The sequence below is a fragment of the Pseudomonas fluorescens group sp. PF-69 genome, from assembly GCF_054481235.1.
Window position 1 is genome coordinate 5,788,036 of the sequence record NZ_JBTMNC010000001.1, and the last position, 23,839, is coordinate 5,811,874.

The following is a 23,839-nucleotide window of genomic DNA, read 5'->3' on the forward strand; positions in this document are numbered from 1 at the left end:
TTGCCCCATTGCCCTTGAGGAATTTTAACGTCATCCAGTATTTGCTTTGTATCAAACTCAATTTTAATAGCAGCATCATGTGGAACCTGCAATTTCCCAGCAGCCCCAGAGCCAAGGTTATCAAAAGAAATATAAGTGCCTCGGCTGTTCGCGGGGATTGTGCCCGAGGAGAGCAATTCTTGAAGGTATGGAGCATCAGACGAAACATACCTATATCCGGTTGAAGGAATAGCTTCTCCAGATGTTCTCGTGTAAAAATCTGGAATCGCCTCACCACCTTTTGCACCTACTTAATAAGTGAATTTGGTATTCGCTTTACCACTAGAGTCGATAGCAAGTACAAATTTTTTCCAATCGCCGCCCGTGTGCGCCTTCATCAGCTCGTGCAATTTATGTACGAACCCGGAAGCTCTATCTTCAGGGTCGGCCAGAAGTTCACTGAAAAGAAAGCCATCTCGAACGAACGAATATTTAGAACCTACAGACCATCCTCCGTCGTAAACTTCATACTCAAATTCACAGCGCATCTCTTCGTACTGCCCACACGCAGAGTCATGCATGATCTGCGTGAGAGCATTCAAGACTTGTACTTGTTGTTCAATACTCATTGCCCGGCCTCATTCCTGAACGACTTACGCATTTTTGTTCCATTGATCGAGTAGTCAATAACTAGTGAATCTGGTCTTGCTGACGTGGGATCAGTTCTAGAAAAGCGCACTGTCACGGAGCCTACCTGATCGCCGTTATTCAATCCGCTCTTGATTTCCGTCTCCCACCGCTTGTAGGCAGAATTATTGAAATTTCCATCCTGCGGAAAGAGGTTGAATCGGTCACAGGTACCACCAAATTGGCAACCCTGGATGTGCCCCCCAACATCCGTTGGCAACCCTTCCTTACCGACTGCGGTTTGGCGCGAATCACGGCCCCCTTTATCCAACGATGGACTGTAGGTGATTTCATCGACGTAACCGCTTGAATTGGTCTTGAACTCAGTGCCATTGCTTAGCTTGACTTGGCTATTGGGTGGCGGATCATTCAGTATTTTGTATTCGGGTGTTCCTTTACTGGCTTTGGCTACATCGACCTCAACACTAGCCAGTCTGATTCCGTCTTTTGCACCACCTGCGGTTTTAGGCGGCGTTACCGGCTTCGTCGGATCAAGCACCGGCACATCCGAATCCGGCATCAAATCCTGCAGCTTGTTTATATCATTTTTGACAACGTTGATATCAAACGATGCACCGATTTTTTTGACCGTGTCGACCGAAACATCGATCCCCATTCGCGAGAGAGCAAGCGCACTCTCCGCAGAACTGCTCCCCCCGCCAATCATCATCTGAGCAACAAGCGCCACCGCTTGACCCATTTGCTTGCCGAGATTTTCCGCATTTTCGTCGCCGCCTTCGACGACCGCCTTTCCAATCTGGTCAACTTGAGACTTGAACGCAGCGGCGACTGCATCACCCAGCAACGCCCTCGCCTCTTTGGAGGATGCAAACTCTTTGACGGCTTCCCAACTCTGTACAGGATCAGTCAAGAGTGTGACGGCACTATCCAAAGTACCCAAGCCTGCGCCCGCCATGCCGTCCGTGAAGCCTTTGAGGGCGCCCGAGCCTGTCAGCAGATCCTGCCGCAGTGAAGTGATCTGCCACTTTCCAGCGATCGCCAGTTTTTTGAGAATACTGGGTTCGGCGTCAATCTCTTTTTTTGCCTGCACGTATTGCTGCGTCGCCAACCAATTGTTATCAACGTTCGCCATGGCCGCATTGTTGGCGGTCGCCGCACCGTTGGGGTTACTCATGGCCGCAATACCGGTCACCAGGCTGGTGATGATGTTGCGTTTGGCTTCACGCTCCACAGCGGTTTCGTTTGGATCAGCATCCGCAAACAAACCTGCCAGCAGGCTGGCGGCGGAGCCGCCCAAGGCTCCAGCCGAACAGCTCTGGTTGCTGGCGGCAGCACCTGCACAGCCGAGAATCGCATGTAGGGCTGCGTGCTCAGGACTGCCTTCCTTCAGGCCCTTTTTCACCAGTTCGCCGATATACGCCGAACCTTGCTGCTGTACGTAGTTGACCACCATGTTTTGGGCAAACTGCGCGCCGCTTCCGGCCACATTTCCGCTGATACCGGCGACCAGGGCTGTTGCGATTTGCCGGTAAGTGCCTCCGGCTCCCCAGTCATCGCCGATCTCCTTGATCTGCTGATTGAGTAGCAGGTAGTTCTCGTGGTGCGCGATCCGCTCAGCAGCAGGCAAACTTTCGTTATCAGCTGCGACCTTTTCCTTGGTGGCCTGCTCCTTCTTCTGATCAATTTCTAGCGCCCGACTCGCGATGTACTGAGAAACGTTCTGCACAAACTTGCCGACAATTTCGAAGTCCACGCCGATTTCTTGCGCGTCGAAGATCGGCTTGAGGTTGTTACTGCCGTCCCGATCACTAGAGACATTGGTGTTGATTGCCGCGACCACCTGCTCTGCTGTCTGACCGGTCAACGCTTGTTGCTTGGTGGTATTGGTGATGGTGACGGCCGCGTCGCTAATCCCGCTGTAGGTGGTGCTGCTGGAGTTGTCACCGGCATAGAGCACCACCGGTGCATTCGCGCTCCACCCATCTTTACTTGGCACCCTGGGTCCATTTGCGTTGGCCGTTGAGCTGGCATTGCCTTTGTCATCCTGGCCTATCTGACCGCCGTATCCACCACTCAAGTTGACGCTTGTGGCGTCGTACTCGGCCTTGTTTTTGATGTCAGAGGTAGTGAGCGTCCCGGTTTCCAAGGTGTTTTTGCCATCAGCCACCGCTTTATCGGTACTCGCGATGACGGCCCCCTTGAGATCGGTATTGCCTGCGACTTCGACCTGGAAGCCACCATTACCGGCCTTGATTCCTGACTGTTCGCTGACGCTGGCGTAATCGCTGTGCATATGTTGCGTAGCGACACCGGCACTGACACTGCTGATGCCATTACAGAATGGGGGAACACAGATACTGACACCGACGTTTGCGCTCGATTGTTTGGAGGTGTAGGTGCTGGTGTCCTGCAGGCTCTCAACGTTTAGATCGCCACCCACTTTGACTTTGACCTGGTCAGCGGAGACGACCCCACCTTTGATGTTGGTGTCCCCACCACTCTCCAGTTTGACGCTGTTGCCACCCTTGATATGTGTATTGGTTTGAGTGACGTCGTCGCCGTCAGCCATACCACGCCCGGCATTGGCCGCCAGTTCGAACAAAATGCCGTTTTGCGTCCCACCAAAAGCAATCCCGATTCCGGCACTCCAGCCAGAATTGCTATTGGCGCTTTCCTGATGCGCCGTGTTTTGCGTCGACAACAGGTTAATCTCACCGTCAGCCTTGAGACTGACATCACCGCCGCCCTCGATCCGGCTGCCGACTGCGTTGATATCGCTGTTCGCACCATCACCAGTGGCAACGACCTTGACGTTACCGCCAGCCACTACATCGCTGCCCACTACATTGCGACCGCTTTGGCTGCTTTTGCTATGACTGCGGCTGTCACTGAGATTGACGCTGATCTTGACTGCGGTTTTCGGGGCGTTCATCAGTGCCCGCCCGGCGTCCACAGCCTGTTTGGCACTCATCGCCGCATTCACGGCAGCCAAAGCAACCATTCGGTCATCACTGGTTTTCTGCGCCGCCTCCCCCATCTTCTGAATGCCACGGAGTGCATCAAGCAACGGAATACTCACCGTTCCGCCGATCGCCGTGCGGCTCGTGCTGGCGGTTTTAGTGGATTTCAAGGTGTCGTAGCCGGCCACGACATCGACATGCTTGGCGGAAATGCCGATATCACCTTGAGGCGCGACTGCGTGGCTGGCGGTTTGGGTGTAATGGTCACCCGCGGTCAGGCTGATATTGCCGCCCAGCGATGCGACCTGGCTGCCCGACTGGCGGGTCGAGGTGTATTGATTGGCTTCTTTCTGCTTGACGATCCCCGTCGCACCCTGCCACCAGGAGCCTATTTCACCGACTTTTTTACTGCCGGATTTGGAGCTCGAAGTCTCGGTATTTTCAGCGCTAGTGATCTCCAGATTGCGACCGGCATCGATGCCGATGTTCTTGTCGGCCACCAGCGTACTGCCTTCGACAACAGTGTCGCGGCCACTCTTGATCTGAATGCTGCCGCCACTGATATCACTGCCGATGCTTTGGGTGGAGGTCGTTTGCCTTTGCTGCGTTTTTTGCGTGGAAGACAGCAAGCCCGTGAACGTTGCACCGGTCTTGCTGGAGCTTTTCGATTGTGCGGTTGTTTGCGTTTCCTCGCCGGCACCAATCAATACGTCGTTGCCGGCGGTGAGTTTCACCGCTTCTTCAGCACGCAGTGCAGCGGCCGTCAGCGAGATGTCGTTGTCAGCTTTCAGCTCGATGTTTTTGGCGACCAGCTCGGTGCTGTTCAAACGGGTCTGCGTGACTTCCGAACTGCTGGACTTACTGGAGGACCATCCCCTCTTGGACGATGCATTAGCCTGGCTTGCGTAGTCTTCGGCGGCATCGAGATTGATGTCACCACCCGCTGTGACGAGCAACGTTCCATCGCTGTTCAGCTTGGCGCCGATGGCGTTGAAATCCTCACCGGCAGAGATCACCAGTTTTTTCTCGGACGAAACACTCGAGCTGACGGATACGTCTGCTTCGCTCTCGGTCAGCTTCGACTTTTTCTTGCCGAACAAGCCCTTCTTAGTTTTCGAGTAGTAGGAGTAGTCAACGTCGTCTGCTGTTTCCAGATTCACATCACCGCCGGCGTATAGGTAGGCTTCATCCCCCGCACTCACCCGGCTGGCAATCAGGTCCAGATCCTTGCCCGCGCCGAGGGCGATGCTGCCCCCCGCATTAACAGTGGTGGAAATCTGCTGAACATGATCCTCCTGACTCGTCACCTTCTTGGTCTTGTCATACGAATGCTGCTCATCCGCCGCCGAAGCCAGTGTCAGATCGCCAACAGCGCTCATGCTCACATCGCGTTTGGCCTCGATCTGGCTGGCGATGGCGGTGATATCCCGGCCGGCGTTGACCTTCAGGTCCTGCCCCACATCCACGTCTGAGCCATATTGGGTAATGGTCTGATCCCGATGCCGCCCGCGCTCGCCGCTGACGATCTGTTCGGCTGATGTGAGGTTGACGTCGCGACCGGCACTAATCGTGGTATCAGCACCGCTCTTCACTACGCCGCCAACGTTGTTGATGTCCCGCCCGGCGTTGATCGTCAGGCTGTTGGCCGCTTCGATGCGCGCGGCGTTGTCGACGAAGTCGGTGCGCTCGCTGCGATAACCACTGCTGCTTTCGTGGGTGGTGACGGTGCGCTCGTTGATCACATCGCCCCGGGTGGCGGCCACCGATACGTCACGACCGGCGATGATGCCGCCGGCCTTGTTGGTGAGGTTGTTGCCGGCCAGCAGGTCGAGGCGATTGCCCGCTTCGACAAGCCCGCTGTTGACCAGGTCGTTGCCGGCGGTGGCCGACAGGTTGTTGGAGGCGCGCAAGGTGCCGGCGTTGTTCAGATCCTTGCCGGCGATCAGGGTCACGTCGCTGCCCTGGATCAGCGCGCCGTTGGCGGCCAGGCGGTTGTTGGCGTTGGCCAGGTACAGCACCGGCACCAGCACTTGTTCGCCGTTCACTTCGGCGTTTTCCATCCAGACAATGTCGTGGGTCAGGGCCGCAACTTGTTCGGAGGTCAGGCTGACGCCGAGCGACAGGTTGAGCTCCTGTTTGCTGGCGATGGCGTTGTTCATCAGGTACTTGAACAGGCCCTCGTCGGAGGTCTGGCCATCGATGAAGCGCTGGCCGGTACGGGCAACCACGGCTTGCTGGATCAGGCGTTGTTCATAAAGACCGTCACCCAGGCGTTTGGCGCTTTGATCGGGGTCGTAACCCAGGTTGGACAGCAGGTAGTCCGAGCTCATGAATTGCTTGAGGTCGGTGAGCACCGGGTTGGTTTCGATCAGGTACTTGTGCGGCTGGGACTTTCCGGCGTTGCTCGGCAGGCCTTTCACGCGGTTGATCGTGACCGGTGTACTGGTGGACGAGGTGACGGTGGCGCCGGTGAGGGTCCAGCTTTGTGGGCCGGTGCCGGTCGGGGTGGTGCTGCTTTCCTGGCTCAGACGGAACAGGCCGTTCTGGCTGGTGGGCAGGCTGACCGGGTTGACCTGCTGTTGAGCCAGGTCGGGCGGCAGTTGTTGGTTCAGGGTGATGCGGGTGGAGAACTGGCTGCCCGAAGCACCGGTGCCGGTGCGCGGACCACTGCCCACATAGGTGTAGCCAGGGCGTACGACACTGTTATCGATATTGTTCTGGGCGTTGATGTTGACCGCGCCCGCAGCCTGGATCACGGCGGCGTAGCTTTGGTCGCTGGAGGCGATTTTCGTGGAGCTGCCTAAGTTCGGATACTCCATTTCGGTCATGCCGATAAAGTTGGCCAATCCGGCCTCAAGACCACCCACGTCGTTGGGGTTATAGCCCGCGCTTTCGAACCAGTACTTGTCGGTGAAATTACTGGCCGCGCTGTACCATCCGCTGGCGTTGCGGGTGCGTTCGGAGCGAAACACCCGGGTGGTCTCGGTTTCGCCGGTCTCGATGCCGCTGTTGGTGAGGTTGACCAGCGAGGCACTCAGATTGCCGCCGGTGGCAATGGTGCTGCTCTGGTTCAGCAGGTCACCACCGCTCAGGGCAAGGTTCCCGCCCGCCGTGATGCTGGACGCGGCACTGGCCTCAGTGACTTCGAATTTGTCGCGCTGCACGATCTCCCAGACATGGTTTTGCTTGCCGCTGCAATCACCGGCATTGACCCCTTCGATACAGGTGATTTCGTCAATTTTGGCGGTGTAGATGCCCTGGTTGCTGGTGGTCAGCACTGCGCGGATGTTTTGGATCGTACTCGCCGCCAGGCTCATGCTGCCGTCGCTTTGAATCGACGCCGAACTGTTGACGATGCTGTCGGCCTGGGCGCCTTGCCCGTTACGGTCAATCGTGAGATTGCCCAGGCTGTAGATGTTGGCGTAGCTGTTGTTCAGCGCATTGACCCGCAGGCTCATGTTGCCGCCGCTGAAGATCAGCCCGTGATCATTGACCACCGACCCGGTGGTCACAGTCAACCCTTGACCACTGCCCAGGGTCCCCGTGTTATAGAGGCCGCCGGCGTTCACGGTAAGGTTGGCAGCAGACGTCAAGCGACCGGCGTTGTTCAGTTGGCCACCCACTGACACGGTGGTGTCCCCCCCACCGGCAATGCTGGCGGCCGCGCTGACGTTCAGTTGTGCAGCGCTAAGGCCAAACGTTCCCAGGCTGCTGACCCGGCCATTGCCCGAGTACGTGCCACCGAGCGTCAGGCTCAGGCTGTCGTCACTCGCGATCAGGCCATCGTTATTCCAGTTACCGCCGTTACCGGTCAGTGTGCTGACGGCCAGCAGTTGACCGCTGGCCGTCTGGTTGAGGCTGTTGATGTTGACGGTCAGCCGATCGGCCTGAATCACGCTGCTGTTGGTCCAGCTGTCAGCAGTCAGGGTCAGGCCAGCGCGAGTGACGAAGTTGCCGCCGGCACTGCCCAGTAGTCCGGTGGCGATATCAAAAATGCCGGTGCCGACATGCAGCACATTGCCGCCGACGTTCAACAAACCACCAGCACCGAGGGTCAGGTCGTTGTTGGCGGATTCCACCGTGCCGTTGCGGTTGTCGAACAGGCCGCCGATGGTAAATGAGGTTTTGCCATTGCTACCCAGCGCGCGAAGTTGACCGTTATGGTTGTCGAGGCTGGCAGCGGTGATGGTCAGTGTGCTTTCACTTTCGATGATGCCCAGGCGGTTGTTCAATGCGCCGCGCAGGCTCAGATCGACCTGCTGCCCGGCAATCTGCCCGTCGTTGTCGCCGCTGTTGTCGAAGTCTTTAGCCGTGACGCTGACCAACCCCTTGGCGTAGAGACCCCCATTGCGGTTGTCGAAGTTGCCGTTGGTGCCGGCATCGACGATGGCATCACCGGTTTGCGCGGTGATCCGCCCGCCGTAGTTGTCGATGCCGGCCAGTGCCTTGAGGTCCAGGCTCTGGGCCTGAATGATCCCGCCCTGACGATTGTTGTTCAGGTCATAGCCGTTGCGCAGTACACCCGTGATGTGGCTGCTGAAGGCGCCTTGCAGGCTGGAGAGCACGCCGCCGCGGCTGTCGAGGCTGGCAGCGGTGATGTCGAGGTTACCGTCCTTGGCGACGATGCGCCCGCTCTGGTTATCGATGGCACCACTGGTTTTTACTGTCAGATCGCCCTGGCTTTGCAGGCTGCCTTTGGCGTTGTCGAGGCTGGCGGCATTCAAGGTCAGGCCAGCGTCGCGGCTGAAAATCAGACCGTTCGCACTGTTTTGCACCGTACCACTGGCAGTGAGGGTCAGCAGTTTGTTGGCTGCAACAGTACCGCCATTGCGGTTGTCGAGGCCGCCGGTCAACAGGTTCAGAAGTCCCTGGCTGGCCAGCTTGCCGCCCTGGTTGTCGATCTGATTGGCGCGGGTAATCACCAGCGGGCCGAGACTGGCCAATTGGCCGTTGGTATTGGTCAAGGTGCCGAGCAGATCAAGGGTGACCGCGCCATTGCCAGCCAGGCTGCCAGCGCCGTTGTTCAGGTCCGTACCGGTAAAACTGATGCCTTCCTGAGCATTGATGGTGGCATTGGCGTTGTTGAGGAAGGTGGCCTGGATACCCAGACCGGCACCGCTGTCGATCAGGCCACCCTGACTGTTATCCAGTGTCCCGGCAATGACGAAGGTTTGCGCACCGCCACTGGATAGAATGCCTTTTTCGCTGTTGTCGAGGCTGGCCGCCGTGACCTTCAGCGTACCGTGACTGACCAAGGCCCCCTCATTGCCGTTACGCACCGCGCCGGTGAGATCTACCAGCACGTCACCGTCACGGCTCGATAACGTGCCGCGATTGCGGTTGTCGAGGCTGCCGCCCAAAAGGCTCACGCCTTGCCAGCCAGAGATCAGGCCATTGAGGTTGGTGGTGGTCTCGGCGGTGACGTCCAGTTGTTGACGGCTGAAAAGCATGCCGTCGCTATTGTCCAGATTACGCCCGGTCAACGTATAACTTTGACTGCTGGAGAGTTCGCCGCCCTGGTTGTTCAGGTCCCGCAGGTTGCGGATGCTCAACTGGCCGGTGGTGGTGATCAGGCCTTTGGCATTATTCAGATCGCCCATGGCACCGCTGAAATCGATGGCTATCGCGCTGCCCAGCAACGAGCCGCCGCTCTGGTTATTCAAGCCGGCGGCGGTGATGCTCAGGTTGTGGGCGGCGTTGATCAGTCCTTGGTCCTGATTGTCGAGCTGCCCGTTAACCTGAAGGGCGACGTCGGCCCGACTGGTAAGGGTGCCGCCGTTGTTGTTCAGGCTGCCGGCCTGTACGTCGACGTTGGCCGCAGCGATCAGACCTTTGAGATTGGTCAGCGCCTGCTGCACGCGCAGGGTCACTGCCTGATTGCCGACCAGTTTGCCGTTGCTGTTGTCCAGGCTGTCGGCCGCCAGCGTAAAAGCCTGGGCGCTGGAAATTTCGCCGCTGCGGTTGTCCACCTGCGCGAGATTTTTCAGCACCAGCACCGGGGCGTTGATTAAACCGTTCTGGTTGTTCAGTTCGCCGTGATTCAGATCCAGGGTCAGCAACGTGCCACTGGTGAGTTGTCCGCCATCGTGTTGGTCGAGGCTGTTGACGGTGGCCGTCAGGGCCTTGTTGCTGGCGATCCGACCCTTGTTGCTGTTATCGACCTTACCGGCGTTGACGTTCAGGCTGTCGAGGCTGGTCAGTTTGCCGTTCTGGTTGTTCACCAACCCCGTGGCGTTGATGCTCAGAACCTGACCGGCGTTCACCAGTCCCGCCACGTTATCCAGAGTCGCCATGCGCAGCGTCGCGGTGGCCAGGCTCGATAATTCACCATTGCGATTGTTCAGGTGGCCAAGGGTTGCACTGAGTTGGCCGGTACTGGTGATCAGACCGCTGCCATTGAGCACCTGATTGGCCGTGAGGTTGAGGCTGCCATTGCTCAACACCCGGCCATTGTTCTGGTTGTCCAGAGTTCCGGCGGTCATGTTTGCGGCTTGCGCGGCGCTCAACGTACCGCCCTGGTTGGTCAACGTCTGCGCGGTATTGACCGTCAGGTTGCGGCTGGCCACCACCGTTTTGCCGGTATTGTCGAGCGTCTGCGCGCTCAGACTGACATCGCCATTGGCGTTACGGCTGTTATCGGCATTGACCCCGGCTTCAATGATGCCGTTATTGGTCAACTGCCCACCGGCGCTCAGGGCAACGCTGTCCCGGGCTGCAACAGTTTGCTGAATCGTCAGGTTGCCTTGAGTTTGAACGTTGACGGAGCTGCCGCCATACACCGCCCCCTGAGTCTCCAGGCTGGCAGCTTTGACACTGACTGCACCGGCAGCCGAGGTCTGCACGAGGCTCAGGTGACCATTGGCGTCGATCTGGATATCACCGCCACTGGCCGCCAGGTTGCCGGCCAGCTTCACCCCGACACCCGCCTCGGTGCCCACCAGCTTGATCGCCCCGGCATACATGCCGCCCAGTGCCGAGGAATCGATGGCCAGTTGTGGCTTGGCGCTGCCGTCTTCAGCGCGGGCGGTGGCGTTGAGGCTGTCGGCGTTGACGTCGTTGCGGCCGGTGACGATGGTCAGGTTCTTTGCCTGGATCTCGGCGTTGATTTTCGCGCTGCGGGTAATGATTTCGAAACGGTCGATGTTGTCGGCGTTCAGGCCGTCACCCTCGATCGACACACTGCCTTGATCGACCTGGAAGCGGTCCAGGCGTCCACCGCCATCGAGCACCGGTTTGCCGGTGGTCAGCGTGACCCGCGGGGTGTTGATGAAACCGCAACCGTTGCAGGTGATGCCATAGGGGTTGGCAACGATGACGCGTGCCGACTGCCCCGCGACTTCGGTGTAACCGCGCAACTGACTGGGGCTGCCACCAATGACTTCGTTGAGGATCGCCTGCGCCGAGCCACTGTTTTTCAGGTGCGGGTTGTCGATGATGATGCCGCCCAACTGCGTGGCCGACGTCTGGGTTGAGCCGTTGTTGAGAATCAGCCCCTGGGCACTGACGTTGTATTCAACGAATTGGTTATGGGACAGGCCACTGCCATTGGGGGTGGCGATGTTAATGATCTGCACACCGTTGCCAGCATGATCCAGCGTGGTGCCGGGCGTGGCGACCACGATGCCGTCGGCTTGCGCCCAGACCGGTTGCCAGAACATGACGTTGGCCAACAGGAACGCCAGCCCGCGTTTGGGCATGCCGCAGAAGCGTTCACGGGTTTTCACCACGGCAGATGGCTGGCGAGCAAGAAAAGCGAAGTGGCGAACATCCATGTCGAGGTCTCAAAGAGTCGTTATCAGAGGAAAAAATCCACACTGAAATAGATCGGTGCTTCACGCTCGGTCAGGGCGTCCGGGCGCTCAAGGGAGTGGGCAAAGGTCACGCTGGCGGCCACATGCTGACCTCGGGCGAACAGCTCCACGGAGTTGCTGGACATGCGCCCGTGCTGATCGCCGTTGTAGCGATTGGCGCTGATCACTCCCTGGTCGTAACCGAGGCTGGTGCCGTACTCGGCGAACACCGGGTGCAGCCATTCCAGGGTGACGGGGCGGGTCCAGCGCAAGTCGTTGCGCCAGTATCCACCGCTGTCGCCGGACAGCGATTGGTCCTTGTAGCCACGAATGGAGGACAGCCCGCCGAGACTGGTGCGTTGCGGACTGAACAGCACATCCTCACTGCGTTGGCCAGTCATCAGGCTGGTGAAATTGAAGGACTCGCCCCAGACCTTGAACGGCTGCTGGTATGTCGCTGTGGCGGTGTATTTGCGGTAGCGCGCGTTCGGCTCACCCGGTCCCGGATGGTGATTGCCCTGGGCATCCAGCGCGCCGATACCTTCCTGCATGCCGAGGTCGAGGTTAATAAAAGCGCTGCCGACCCGACGGCCATGGTTGATGCCGTACTGCATTTCGCTGATGCGGTTGCTGCTCAGCTTGAGCTTGCTGTCTTCGATGAAGTTATTGGTGCGCAGGTAGGACAAGCCAGCGTTGAGCGAGGTCTTGCTCACCGCATCGCGATGGATCACTCGCTCGGCGCGCAGTTGATGGTTCTCGCTGTCGCCGGTCTGCTTGAAGTTGTAACCATTGGCAGCGATCTGCGAGCGGTACTCGCTCTGGCTGTAGGTGTAACTGAAGTTCCACCAGCCCCACGGCACGTTGTAAGAGAGCATCGCGTTGCTGGAGGTGTGCTGGTGATCGGTCATTGCATCGTGACCGCCGCGCAGCATCAGTTGATCGGCCAGGCCCAGCGGACTGTCCCAGTCAAAGGTAGTGCCCCATTGCTGCTCACCGGTGCTGCGCTGGCCGTCATTGCTGCGGGACAACCCGGCACGCCACGGCTTCTGCGGGGTGTTCTTGACCAACACTTCGCTGCCACCGACGTTCTCCCCCGGGGACAATTCCATCTGCGCCTGATTCGATGGCAAGCGGTTCAACTGATCCACCATCTGCTCGATTTCCCGCAGATTGACCAGATCACCGCGCTTACCGGGGAAAGCCATCCCCAGTTCCCGCTCCGACAGCTGGCTGCCCTGCGCGCCCTTCAACCCTTCGAGCCGGCCCTCGACCACCAGCACCTTCAGATGCCCGCCGGACAGATCCTGCTGCGGCAGGTAGGCGCGACTGGTGACCAGGCCTTTTTCGATGTAGTGGTCGGTGATGACCTTGAGCAGCTCATTGAGCTGCGCAACGCCCAGGCACTGGCCGATGTACGGCTTGAGCAAACGCTCGCGCTCGGCAGCGGACAGGCTGTCGGCACCCTTGAGTTCGATGTCCTTGATGGGGAAACAACGGGCGTCGGCCGGGGCTGCCGGTTGAACCGGCTTGGCGGGCTTGCCCGGCAACTCCTTGAGCTCTTCAAGGCGCCGGCGCTGCTCTTCGAGCAAGCGATCCTGACGCTCACGGATCAGGTCGGTATCACCGGGAGTGGGCGCGGCGTGGACGGTATTGAGTGGAGAAAGGCATAGCAAAGCCAGGCCCAACCTCGCCACAAGGGCGGGTGGTTGCATGTTCGATCCCTCGAAATGGCAAGTGATAGCACAATGATGGCCGGATACTAATTAGCCACTATTCAGGCATCAATTATCCGTTAGTCTCGAACACTCTAATCAATCACCCTCACCACAAAAACCGGACGGCTCCGGCGCTTCGGCGGGAAATCTCCTGGAACAATGTCGGAGGAAACACAAATGGCAGGACGCCTTTAAACACCCATTCATTCGCTGGCGCCCAGACGCTCGAGGGCTATTCACCGTCCGAGGGCGAGTGGGTACGAAACAGCAGACTCACACCCACGATTGCCCTGACCCGGCGCAGACTCGACGCGTCAGGAAGGCCGTCGCACCACCCTCACCTTCCCACTCATGCCTCCGCCGCAAAAGAACCGCGCGCCACCATCGGACTCCAGCCCCGACACGCCGATACCGGCCGGCATCTTCAGGCTTTCGAGGACCTCGCCCGAGTGCGGATCGATGCGGCGCAGTTCGCTCTCTTCGGCTTCCCAGGTGCCATGCCACAGGTCGCCTTCAACCCAGGTCACGCCAGTGACGAATCGGTTGGACTCGATGGTGCGCAGAATCGCGCCGTTCTCGGGGTCGATCTGATGGATTTTCCGCGCCTGATACTGCCCCACCCACAACGTGCCTTCGGCCCAGGTCAGGCCCGAGTCGTTGCCGCCACCGGGGGCCGGGATGGTGCTGAGTATCCGGCCGGTGCGCGGGTCGATTTTCTGGATGCGATCCTCGGCAATCTGGAACAGGTGTTCACCATCGAAGGCGGTGCCGGCGTGGGCGGCAACGTCGATCGAGCGCAGGGTCTTGCCCGTGTCGGGGTCGAGGGCGTTGATTTTTTCTCCGCTGGCAAACCATACCTGCTGACCGTCCCAGGTCAGGCCATGCACCTTGTCGACATCGGCAAAAGGACCATATTCACGGAGGATTTCGGCGGCTGACTGTTTCATGAGGGTGTTCCTCGCTAGGGGTTGTGGCGTTCATCCTAGCCACCGGGCAGCGGACCGGGGAGTAACAAGGTCGTCGCGAAACCGGGCACCGGCGGGGTCATCCAGCGTCGGGCCCGGCCATGACCAAACGACTGCACTTTGCCTGCCATGGCCAGTGTGTCGAGTGCCCTTTGCACACTGCGCTGACTGTTGCCCAGCGCCAATGCCAGGGCCGAGCTCGACCAGGCCTCACCGTCGGCGAGCAAGGCAAACACCGCCGCATGCCGCGCTTCGACCGGTGGCACGAGCAACACCACATCGGTTGCAACCTCGGTGACCAGGGCAAATCCGCGTTTGCTGGCGGTCACGCTGGCCAGGGGGTTGAGTGCCGCGCGCAGGCGCCCGATTTCCACGCGCAATCGGGCGCGATGGGATTCATCGCTGAGCTTCAGGCGAAAGGCCTTGGCGATCAGTGTTTCCCGCGACACGTCAGCCGGCCAGGCTTCGGCGAGGGTTCGTACCAGGGTGAAGAGGATCGGGCGCGTGGCCAGGGAAACCGACATGCCCGCACCGCGCACGACAGAGCGGCAAGCGTCCACGACCAGCGACGTCGAAGCCAGCAGCGCTTGCACTTCGTCGAGCAACAGGGGGCGTACTTCGCCCTGGGCGATCAAGCACGCGGCAGGACTGCTCAGAATCAGCGTCGCGCTTTCCACTTCCGCGTACAGCGCAGGAATGCCGGACTGGCGAGCGGCGAGTTCGGCCCTGACGAGCGCCGACCGTGCGGCTTGGGAATGCAGACGCCGCATTGCAATCCCCGCCACCACCAGTTCATGGGTAGCCCGTAGCGCGGGAGGCAGGATGGCCGGATCGAGGTCGGCGAGCAATGCCTGCGCCTCATCGAGCTGGCCGATCAGCAGCAAGCGGCGAATCTGCAAATAGCGCGCATGGGCCGCGTTGACGGAATCGCCGTGGGCCACCAGCGTGACCCGCGCGGCGTCGAGCGCCTTCACCGGCCAGCCAAGCTCCCGCGAGGCCAGGGCGATCTCGGCTTCAGCGACCACGCAGCGCGCCCGCGCCACGGCCTCTTTCGGCGCAAAGGCCCGCGCCGCCCTGCGCACCAGTGCCTTGGCCCGCGCCAGATCGCCCAGTTGCGCCATGGCGATACCGCGCAGCGCCAGCGCCGGCGCATCCTCACGCAACGCCACCCGGTTCAGCGCGCCGAGCGGGTCACCCGCCGCCAGCGCCTGCGCCGCGGCGGTGATCAGCGAGTCCATTGAAATCCTGCCACGCGTGTCACTCCTGCGTTCAGAAGACCCGGGTTGAGTCTATCTCACGGCACAGTCCTGTAAGAGCCAGCCTGCTGGCGATGGACTCCAGTACGCCGCGTTTATCCAGACCACACGCGTTATCGTTACTGACTCATCCTGTCTATGCTCAATCGAACCGCAACGTTGCCAGGAGAATCGACATGAACGAATACCAGCCCATGAGTTGCGACCTGTATGACTTTCTGGAAATCGCCTGCATGCGCGGTTATCGACTGGATATCGAGTTGAAGGACGGCGCACGCCTGGTCGCCAGGGCGCTGACCACGCGCACCTCGAGCGAGAAGGAAGAGTTCATCCTCCTTGAGACGGATGACGGACAACAGGAGATTCGCCTGGACCAATTGCTGGCCATCACCCCCCTCGATGCCAATGCGCAATTCGGTCGGGTGGTGTTTTCCGATGCCTTCTGCACGTTCTAGGGTTGAACGGTCGCAAGCGACAGGCGGCGGCTTCAGGCGGCCAAAAAGGCTTGTGCAAGGCTCACCCGGATAATTGCCAACAAGGAATGAACATGTCACGAGTACAACTCACGCTGTTCTGGACCCTGGTGGCCTCGACGCACAGTGGCTTGAGCCTGGCCGACGATTCGGCAGAGCTGGCCAAACAGGCACTCAACCCGGTCGCGGCGATGTACAGCCTGCCCGTGCAATACAACTGGGATCAGAAGCTGGGGCCCACGGGCGACGGCATGCACAGTGTCACCAATATTCAGCCGGTGCTGCCGTTCAGTCTGAATGACGACTGGAACCTGATCTCGCGCACGATCCTGCCGGTCATCGACCAGCATGGCCTGGCACCCAATGGCGCGGCAGACCAGTCAGGTATCGGTGATGTGACCCAGAGCTTTTTCTTTTCGCCGAAGAAACCCACCGACAGCGGCTGGATACTCGGTGTGGGCCCTGCGCTGCTGATTCCCACCGGTAGCGACAAGCTGCTGAGCAGCAAGCAATGGGGCCTCGGGCCGACAGCGGTCGCGCTCAAACAATCGAATGGCTGGACCCGTGGCATTCTCGCCAACCATATCTGGGGCCTGGAAGACAGTCCGCCGGATAACAAGGACAAGGTCAACCAGACCTTCCTCCAGCCGTTCCTTTCATACACCACCCAGACCTACACCACGTACGGGGTAAACACCGAGTCGACCTACGACTGGCAAACCCGGCAATGGTCGGTGCCGATCAACTTGACCGTCACTCAACTGCTGAGAATCGGTGGCCAGCCGCTGACGATCCAGGCCGGGCCACGTTATTGGCTCGACAGTCCGGAAGACGGGGCTCAAGGCTGGGGCTTTCGCGCGGCGGTGACCTTGCTGTTTCCGCGCTGACGCCTCGCAAAAACACCCCAATCACCGGACTCGAACGCCCCACGCCGGCAGGTAAATGAGGGAGCGCGCCGGCTCGCTCCCACCGTGGCTCGGCTACTTGTCCGACTTGATGCTGGTCCAGACCCGAGTGCGCACCCGCTCAAGCTTTTGCGACAGAGGTTGCAAGACGTACAGGGTTTTCAGGGCTTCGGAGGTGGGCGTCAGGTTGGGGTTGCCGGTGATGTCCTTGTTGATCAGGGCAATCGAATCCTTGTTGGCATTTGGATAACCGAGGAAATCGCTGATTGGGGCGATGACTTTCGGGTCCAGCAAGGTGTTGAGAAATTCGTGGGCTTCCTCGACGTTCTTCGCGCTTTTAGGAATGGCGAAGGTATCGAACCAGATCGGCGCGCCCTCCTTCGGCAAGCGCCAATCGACGACCACGCCGTTGCCCGCCTCCTTGGCACGATTACCGAACTGGTAGAAGCTGCCGGAGTAACCGATGGCCACGCAAATGTCACCGTTGGCGATGTCGGTCATGTATTTGGCGGAGTTGAAGTAGGTGACGTAAGGCCGGATCTTCAACATGAGGGCCTTGGCTTTTTCGTAGTCGTCCGGGTTCTGGCTGTTCGGGTCCAGCCCCAGGTAATGCAGGGCCAGGGGCAGGATTTCCGACGGCGAGTCGAGCATCGCCACGCCGCAGGATTTGAGCTTTTTCATGTTCTCGGGCTTGAACACCAGATCCCAGCTGTCCACCGGCGCGTTCTCACCCAAGGCGGCCTTGACCTTGGCCGGGTTGAAACCGATCAGCACGGTGCCGTACATGTAGGGCACGCCGTACTGGTTGCCGGGGTCGTTCTTGTCCAACAGCTTGAGCAACGCCGGGTCCTGATGGCTCCAGTTGGGCAGCTTGGACTTGTCCAGCTTCTGGAACACCCCGGCCTTGATCTGGGTTTCGATGAACTGGTTCGACGGCACCACCAGGTCGTACCCGGAGTTGCCGGTCAGCAGCTTGGCTTCCAGGGACTCGTTGGTGTCGAAGGTGTCCCAGGTGACTTTGATGCCGCTTTGCGCGGCGAAGTCCTTGGGCACGGACGGCAGGATGTAGTCCGCCCAGTTGTACACCCTCAACTCGCGCTGTTCGGCGTGCACGGCGCTGGCCAGCAACGTCAGCCCACAAACCGTGGCGCCCAAAATGCGTTTCATAGTGTCCATGGATCAGTTCCCCAATGTCAGCTCTGGTTTTTATGTTTTGAGACGGCAGTGGCCCGCAAATAGCCAAGGGCAAGGAAGATCAAAGATTCTGGTTATGGATTCGAGGGGCGCCGGGTCGGCAGCCTGGCTCCGATTCTTGCTGACAGGCTGGACGCTTCATAGCGTGGCATTGGCCAAAAGGGGATCGTAATGGCCATTATCGGTGGCCGCAGGGAAACGAAGGATGCTCAGAGGAGGGTTTTGTCGCGGACAAAAAAAACGCCAGACCGATTCGGACTGGCGTTTTTTCATGATCATCCTCAACTCGCGCCTTGGCTGCTGACTGAGTTGTACCTGGATGAGCATCAGGAATATGGCAGGGGCGGCTGGATTCGAACCAACGCATGGCAGGATCAAAACCTGCTGCCTTACCGCTTGGCGACGCCCCTGTATCTGCAACTTAAAGGCCCGTGAGGCCCTGTGCGAGAGTGGGCGGGAATTTATCAACTTTCTTGGCACCTGTGAAGCCCAAACAGAAAATATTTGTTTGAAAACAGCCAGTTATTATTAAACAAGGTTAAACGCAACACCCTCGACGGTGTTTTTTGCCATTCCAGACAGAATGACCGGGTGCGCAATGATGTATCACAGTGTATCCGGGTGACATCGCGATACATCCGCTTGCATCTGGCCTGCCCACCGACACAGGCCAGATACATCGCCGCGCTCAAATGCAGGCAAGGTTTGAAGGGGATCATCCAGAACCCCTGACCAACGGCTTGCAACGGAGACATCCACATGACGATGGCACTGCGAAACCACGAAAACGGGAAGACCCGCCGTCACCTGGTCGGCGCATCGCTCCTCGCCCTCAGCCTGCTCGGCGTGCTCGGCACGGCCCACGCGCAATCGAGCGTCGCCGCTCAGCCAGCCGCGACCGATGCCAGCGCCACCTACGCGGCGCCCTCGCCGTTCGGTCCGCTCAAGCATGTCAACGCCGGGCTGCTGAACGTCGCGTATGCCGAAACGGGCCCGGCCAACGGGCCGGTGGTGATTCTCCTGCACGGCTGGCCGTACGACATTCACAGCTATGACGCGGTCGCCCCTTTGTTGGCCGCCAAGGGTTACCGCGTGCTGATGCCCTATGCACGGGGCTATGGCGATACGCATTTCCTGTCCGATAAAACCCTGCGCAACGGTCAACCGGCCGCGCTGGCCAGCGACGTCATCGACTTCATGGATGCGCTGAAGATCAAGCAAGCCGTGCTCGGTGGCTATGATTGGGGCGCGCGCTCGGCCGACATCGTCTCGGCGCTGTGGCCGGAACGGGTCAAGGCGTTGGTGTCGGTCAGTGGCTATCTGATCGGCAACCAGGCGGCCGGCAAGAACCCGCTACCGCCCAAGGCTGAATTGCAGTGGTGGTACCAGTTTTACTTCGCCACCGATCGCGGCCGTGCCGGTTACGAGAAAAACACCCACGATTTCGCCAAGTTGATCTGGCAAACGGCGTCGCCGAAATGGGCGTTCGACGACGCCACGTTCGACCGCAGCGCCAAGGCGCTGGAAAACCCCGACCATGTCGACATCACCGTATTCAACTACCGCTGGCGCCTGGGGCTGGTTCAAGGCGAATCCCGCTACGAAGCCCTGGAGCAGAAGCTGGCCACCGCGCCGTCCATCGGCGTGCCGACCATCACCCTGGAAGGCGATGCCAACGGCGCGCCCCACCCTGCCCCCGAGGATTACGCCAAGCGCTTTACCGGCAAGTACGAGTTCCGCCTGATCAACGGCGGCATCGGCCACAACCTGCCGCAGGAAGATCCGCAAGCGTTCGCCAGGGCCGTGATCGATGCCGATCATCTTTGAGGGCGAGGCATCAGGGCGTTTGTGCAACGTGTAGGAGCCAGCCTGCTGGCGATGGTCTCAAGTACGCCGCGTTTATCCAGATCATGCGAGTCATCGTTAACGACCATCGCTGGCAAGCTGTATCGCGCCACAAATATGTGAGCATCCTCAACCCCTGTAGGAGCCAGCCTGCTGGCGATGGTCTCAAGTACGCCGCGTTTATCCGGGTAATTCGAGTCATCGTTAACGACCATCGCTGGCAAGCTGTATCGCGCCACAAATATGTGAGCATCCTCAACCCCTGTAGGAGCCAGCCTGCTGGCGATGGACTCAAGTACGCCGCGTTTATCCGGGTAATCGGCGTTATCGTTGACAACCATCGCTGCGATGCGGCGACCCGACAGGCCGGCTCCCACAGGGGATCGAGGTGATCAGTGTCTGGACATCAACCCATGCAGCACACCAAACCTCAACCCTGGCTCGGACGGCGTCATGTGTGAGACACCAAACACCTTGAACGCCGCCAGCATGACCACCAGACCACCCGGCAGGATGCTCAAACGATGAGCCTGTAAACCCGCCAGCTTGAGCTGCTTGACATGCCCGACTTCCAGCAGGCGCAACGACAGGCGCAAGAGACCGCCATAGGTCACGCCGCTTTGACCGTCGTCGTTCAGCCCGTTGGCCTTGAGCACTTTGGCCAGCATCCGTGCCGTGCCTGAAGAGCCGATGACCTGCTGCCAGCCCTTGGCACGGTAACGGCGCGCCACCCTTTCGAATTGCAGGGTGGCGACACGCTCGGCTTCCAGCAACGCCCGTGCGCTGATCGCCCCTCCCGGAAAGTAACGCGCGCCCACGGTGCCGCTGCCAACGGCTACGCTCTCGGTGAGTAATGGCTGTGCGCCCTGACCCAGGATCAGTTCGGTCGAACCGCCGCCGATATCCACCACCAGGCGCATGCGCTGGGTGTCAGGAAGGGTATGGGCGACGCCGGCGTACACCAGCTGGGCCTCTTCGTGCCCGGAAATGACATCAATGCGAAACCCGAGGTGCCGCTCTGCGCTGGCCAGAAACAAGGGGGCGTTGTCGGCTTGGCGAACCGCGCTGGTCGCCACCGCCCGCACTCGCCCGGCCTCGAAGCCACGCAGTTTTTTGCCGAAGCGCGCGAGCGCCTGCCAGCCTCGGTCCAGCGCCAGTTCGTCGAGCGCGCCGCCCTGGAAACCCTCGGCCAAACGAACGGGCTCGCGCAGGGTTTTCACTTCCTGGATCATCAATTGCTGATTGCGCGTGACCGACTGGCCAATCATCAGGCGAAACGCATTGGAGCCCAGATCAATAGCGGCAAAGAGTGAGGCATCGCCTTTCATGGTGGGGGTTCCCTGGCAAATTCGACAGCCCATGGGCCGCTCAACGCGGAGTGCGAAGATGTTGCCATGGGCTCGGTGACAGTCAGATGACACCGGGATTATTTTCTGCTGAATCCCGTCGTCACCAGGCCGTCACATCCCCAGGGCTAGCATCGGCACTTCCACCTTCGTCGGGAGTTCCCATCATGCTTTTGACCAACGACACCTTGATGCAACGCATTCATCGCGAGCTGCTCGATCACAGTGACGAAGAACTGGAACTGGAACTGATGGAGGACGGACACGACCTCAATGCGCTGTTTGACGATCACCTCAGCGACACCCCCGAAAAGCAAGAGCGGCGACGCTACTTCAGCGAGCTGTTCCGCCTGCAGGGCGAACTGGTGAAGTTGCAGAGCTGGGTCGTGAAAACCGGCCACAAGGTGGTGATCCTGTTCGAAGGCCGCGACGCCGCCGGCAAAGGGGGCGTGATCAAGCGCATTACCCAGCGACTCAATCCTCGCGTGTGCCGGGTGGCCGCCCTGCCCGCCCCCAACGACCGCGAACGCACCCAGTGGTACTTTCAGCGTTACGTCTCACACCTGCCGGCCGCAGGTGAAATCGTCCTGTTCGACCGCAGCTGGTACAACCGCGCCGGGGTTGAACAGGTCATGGGGCTCTGCAACGCCGACCAGTACGAAGAGTTCTTCCGCACCGTGCCGGAGTTCGAGCGCATGCTCGCCCGCTCCGGGATCCAGCTGATCAAATACTGGTTCTCGATCTCCGATCAGGAACAGCACCTGCGCTTTCTCAGCCGCATTCACGACCCGCTCAAGCAATGGAAACTCAGCCCCATGGACCTGGAATCCCGCCGGCGCTGGGAGGCCTACACCAAGGCCAAGGAAATCATGCTCGAACGCACCCATATCGCCGAAGCGCCCTGGTGGGTGGTGCAAGCCGACGACAAGAAGAAGGCCCGACTCAACTGCATCCACCACCTGCTCGGGCAAATGCCCTATGAAGAAGTGGAAATGCCGGCCATCGAACTGCCTGAACGCGTGCGCCAGGAAGACTACTCGCGCAATCCCACGCCGCCGGAAATCATCGTGCCTCAGGTGTATTGAGACCGAGGTTTGCAGCAGCGCGGTATCCACGCATGAAGGCTGGGAGCCCAACAGCCACGGATGGCGCTACGCGACCGGAGCCAACGCAGAAACCGGACAGGCATTGGTTTCGGGAACGAGGCGAATATCCACCCGACGATTCTCGATGCGCCCGGCTTCGGTGTCATTGTTCGCAACCGGCTGGTTGGCACCAAAGCCCTGGACGGCAAAACAGCTGGAGGGGATGTCGCCCATGCGCTGCATCCAGTCGCGCACGGCGGAAGCACGGGCGTGGGACAACCGAAGGTTTCGCTCAGCGTCACCGGAATTGTCAGTGTGCGCGCTGATGACGATCAGCCAGCCTGGCCGGGCCTTGATATCGATCAAGGCGTTGATGAGCACTTTGGTCGAGTCAGGCCTGAGCTCGGCACTGCCTGGACCGAACAGTAACAGGCTGTCCAGACGCACAGGCGCGGGCACCGGCTGCGCTTGCTGGAAAACGCCGGCAACGCGCTGCATACCCTCTATGTTCGCTACCGAGACAGCCCACCAGACTCCACCGGCCAGCATGATCATGGCCGCCGCTGCGCACGCCCATTTGACGGTACGAGGCTTGCTTCGCTGCATTTCAGGCGGCGGGCTCGCGGGCCAAATGATCATCGGCATCGCGAGCGGTGATGCCGACTCCCTGTGCGGCAGCAGCAGCGGTTCGACCACTGTGGTGCTGTGCTGCAGACGCAGGATCAGGCTTTCCAGCTGCTGGCGCAGGACCTGCAACGGGGGCACAGGTATGTGCACCTGATCGTCCAGACGCCGTTGCAAGCGCAACAGTGCGCTATCCAGCTGGACAAGTGCAGGTACGTTCTGCGCATTCAGCGTCATGCCGCGCAGTAACGGCTGCCATTGCATGAACAGCCAGGCGAGGATGTCCAGCCGAACGGATGACATGGCGGGCCACAAGCTCGTCCATTGCCCGCCCAGCGCATCGATCAGCGCTACCCCCTGGCCCATGCCCTCCAGGCCACGGCGCTGGCTTCGCGCCAGGGCAAACGCCGCTGCCGTTTGCAGATCCGCGCCGTTCTGCTCGAACAAGCCCTGACACCATTGTTCGACCCTGGCCCAGTCCACGTCGGGACAGGCCGGGTGACTCAACTTGGCCAGCTCGGCATTCAACGCCACAAACTCGGCGAAACCGCGCGGATCGCCGCCCACACGAATACGCATTTCAAAAAAAACCGTCATCCCGCCTCCATTGCATGACCTGTCAAGACACCCACTCCTGGCGCTTGAGGTGGCGTACCAGAATTTTTCCTTCTGCCGCCAGGGTGGTGCCGAACATCACTTGCCGGCCGCTTTTGAATTGCACGTCGAGGCTGTACTCCAGGTGACCCGGTTGAGTCTGCGGCAGCAATTGGATGTTCACTGCCGCCAGACGGGGTTCGTACCGAGTCAGGGTCTCTTCCATGGTCCTCATCAGCCCGTGCGCCGTGGCAGGCAGTCCTTGCAGAATCTGCCCCATATCGGGAAGGCCGTAATCCGGCAGGTGAGCGAGCGTACCGGCGCGGCTGTTGAGGATGCGTTGCATGTTGTCCAGCACCGACAGGGTGTGCTGATCCTCTTCGCTGATTTGATGCAGGTCCAGGTCGCCATCGAAGTTTTGCAATAGCATTTCATAGAGCGAGGGATTGAACTCGGTCAT

General features: G+C 59.8%; 13 protein-coding genes and 1 tRNA gene. 4 read left to right on the forward strand and 10 right to left on the reverse strand.

What is annotated here, in order from left to right:
• Positions 1–290 precede the first annotated feature (290 nt).
• The 5 genes from ACX3YF_RS27035 to ACX3YF_RS27055 form a co-directional block, all read right to left on the reverse strand.
• A complete protein-coding gene (locus tag ACX3YF_RS27035) occupies positions 291–608 on the reverse strand; it encodes a hypothetical protein (protein WP_458945493.1) in 318 nt (105 codons plus the stop codon).
• Positions 605–11,359 carry a hemagglutinin repeat-containing protein gene (locus ACX3YF_RS27040; RefSeq protein WP_458974618.1) on the reverse strand — a complete coding sequence of 3,585 codons (10,755 nt, stop codon included), beginning with the start codon at positions 11,357–11,359 and terminating at the stop codon, positions 605–607. The genes ACX3YF_RS27035 and ACX3YF_RS27040 overlap by 4 nt, the downstream gene beginning before the upstream one ends.
• A gap of 23 nt (positions 11,360–11,382) precedes the next feature.
• Positions 11,383–13,089: a ShlB/FhaC/HecB family hemolysin secretion/activation protein gene (locus tag ACX3YF_RS27045; protein WP_458974619.1), complete on the reverse strand. Its 1,707-nt coding sequence runs from the start codon at positions 13,087–13,089 to the stop codon at positions 11,383–11,385.
• A 317-nt stretch (positions 13,090–13,406) separates the two neighbouring features.
• On the reverse strand, positions 13,407–14,039 hold the full coding sequence (locus ACX3YF_RS27050; RefSeq protein ID WP_130210530.1) for a Vgb family protein: 633 nt from the start codon (positions 14,037–14,039) through the stop codon (positions 13,407–13,409).
• A gap of 35 nt (positions 14,040–14,074) precedes the next feature.
• Positions 14,075–15,295: a helix-turn-helix domain-containing protein gene (locus ACX3YF_RS27055; RefSeq protein ID WP_458974620.1), complete on the reverse strand. Its 1,221-nt coding sequence runs from the start codon at positions 15,293–15,295 to the stop codon at positions 14,075–14,077.
• 194 nt (positions 15,296–15,489) lie between these two features.
• On the opposite strand from ACX3YF_RS27055, the gene ACX3YF_RS27060 reads away from it, so the two are divergent.
• Entirely contained in the window at positions 15,490–15,768 is a 279-nt protein-coding gene (locus ACX3YF_RS27060) for a Rho-binding antiterminator (protein ID WP_458974621.1), read from the forward strand.
• Positions 15,769–15,854: 86 nt separating this feature from the next.
• Entirely contained in the window at positions 15,855–16,673 is an 819-nt protein-coding gene (locus tag ACX3YF_RS27065; RefSeq protein ID WP_130210524.1) for a transporter, read from the forward strand.
• 93 nt (positions 16,674–16,766) lie between these two features.
• Here the strand turns inward: ACX3YF_RS27065 and ACX3YF_RS27070 are convergent, their stop codons facing one another.
• Positions 16,767–17,867 (reverse strand): polyamine ABC transporter substrate-binding protein, encoded by a 1,101-nt coding sequence (locus tag ACX3YF_RS27070; protein WP_130210522.1) that lies wholly within the window; start codon positions 17,865–17,867, stop codon positions 16,767–16,769.
• 353 nt (positions 17,868–18,220) lie between these two features.
• Positions 18,221–18,295 (reverse strand) — tRNA-Gln (locus ACX3YF_RS27075).
• A 349-nt stretch (positions 18,296–18,644) separates the two neighbouring features.
• Between ACX3YF_RS27075 and ACX3YF_RS27080 the strand changes: the two genes are divergently transcribed.
• The gene (locus tag ACX3YF_RS27080) at positions 18,645–19,712 is read left to right on the forward strand and encodes an alpha/beta fold hydrolase (protein ID WP_458945497.1); all 1,068 of its coding nucleotides are present in this window, start codon (positions 18,645–18,647) and stop codon (positions 19,710–19,712) included.
• Positions 19,713–20,122: 410 nt separating this feature from the next.
• Here ACX3YF_RS27080 and ACX3YF_RS27085 read toward each other — a convergent pair whose 3' ends face one another.
• On the reverse strand, positions 20,123–21,058 hold the full coding sequence (locus tag ACX3YF_RS27085; RefSeq protein WP_198132032.1) for a Ppx/GppA phosphatase family protein: 936 nt from the start codon (positions 21,056–21,058) through the stop codon (positions 20,123–20,125).
• Positions 21,059–21,243: 185 nt separating this feature from the next.
• Here ACX3YF_RS27085 and ppk2 point away from each other — a divergent pair, with 185 nt between their 5' ends.
• Positions 21,244–22,161: a polyphosphate kinase 2 gene (ppk2, locus tag ACX3YF_RS27090; protein ID WP_458974622.1), complete on the forward strand. Its 918-nt coding sequence runs from the start codon at positions 21,244–21,246 to the stop codon at positions 22,159–22,161.
• Between the two features lie 66 nt (positions 22,162–22,227).
• Here the strand turns inward: ppk2 and ACX3YF_RS27095 are convergent, their stop codons facing one another.
• Both ACX3YF_RS27095 and tssE read right to left on the reverse strand, forming a co-directional pair.
• Complete coding sequence (locus tag ACX3YF_RS27095) at positions 22,228–23,382, reverse strand: OmpA family protein (protein WP_448646411.1); 1,155 nt, start codon at positions 23,380–23,382, stop codon at positions 22,228–22,230.
• Between the two features lie 22 nt (positions 23,383–23,404).
• Positions 23,405–23,839: a type VI secretion system baseplate subunit TssE gene (gene tssE, locus ACX3YF_RS27100; protein ID WP_458974623.1), complete on the reverse strand. Its 435-nt coding sequence runs from the start codon at positions 23,837–23,839 to the stop codon at positions 23,405–23,407.

Coding starts and splice junctions, on each gene's coding strand:
- ACX3YF_RS27095 (WP_448646411.1), bottom strand. CDS start 23,382: ATGACGGTTTTTTTTGAAATGCGTATTCGTGTGGGCGGCGATCCGCGC.
- ACX3YF_RS27080 (WP_458945497.1), top strand. CDS start 18,645: ATGACGATGGCACTGCGAAACCACGAAAACGGGAAGACCCGCCGTCAC.
- ACX3YF_RS27055 (WP_458974620.1), bottom strand. CDS start 15,295: ATGGACTCGCTGATCACCGCCGCGGCGCAGGCGCTGGCGGCGGGTGAC.
- ppk2 (WP_458974622.1), top strand. CDS start 21,244: ATGCTTTTGACCAACGACACCTTGATGCAACGCATTCATCGCGAGCTG.
- ACX3YF_RS27070 (WP_130210522.1), bottom strand. CDS start 17,867: ATGGACACTATGAAACGCATTTTGGGCGCCACGGTTTGTGGGCTGACG.
- ACX3YF_RS27035 (WP_458945493.1), bottom strand. CDS start 608: ATGAGTATTGAACAACAAGTACAAGTCTTGAATGCTCTCACGCAGATC.
- ACX3YF_RS27040 (WP_458974618.1), bottom strand. CDS start 11,359: ATGGATGTTCGCCACTTCGCTTTTCTTGCTCGCCAGCCATCTGCCGTG.
- ACX3YF_RS27065 (WP_130210524.1), top strand. CDS start 15,855: ATGAACATGTCACGAGTACAACTCACGCTGTTCTGGACCCTGGTGGCC.
- ACX3YF_RS27050 (WP_130210530.1), bottom strand. CDS start 14,039: ATGAAACAGTCAGCCGCCGAAATCCTCCGTGAATATGGTCCTTTTGCC.
- ACX3YF_RS27085 (WP_198132032.1), bottom strand. CDS start 21,058: ATGAAAGGCGATGCCTCACTCTTTGCCGCTATTGATCTGGGCTCCAAT.
- tssE (WP_458974623.1), bottom strand. CDS start 23,839: ATGACCGAGTTCAATCCCTCGCTCTATGAAATGCTATTGCAAAACTTC.
- ACX3YF_RS27045 (WP_458974619.1), bottom strand. CDS start 13,089: ATGCAACCACCCGCCCTTGTGGCGAGGTTGGGCCTGGCTTTGCTATGC.
- ACX3YF_RS27060 (WP_458974621.1), top strand. CDS start 15,490: ATGAACGAATACCAGCCCATGAGTTGCGACCTGTATGACTTTCTGGAA.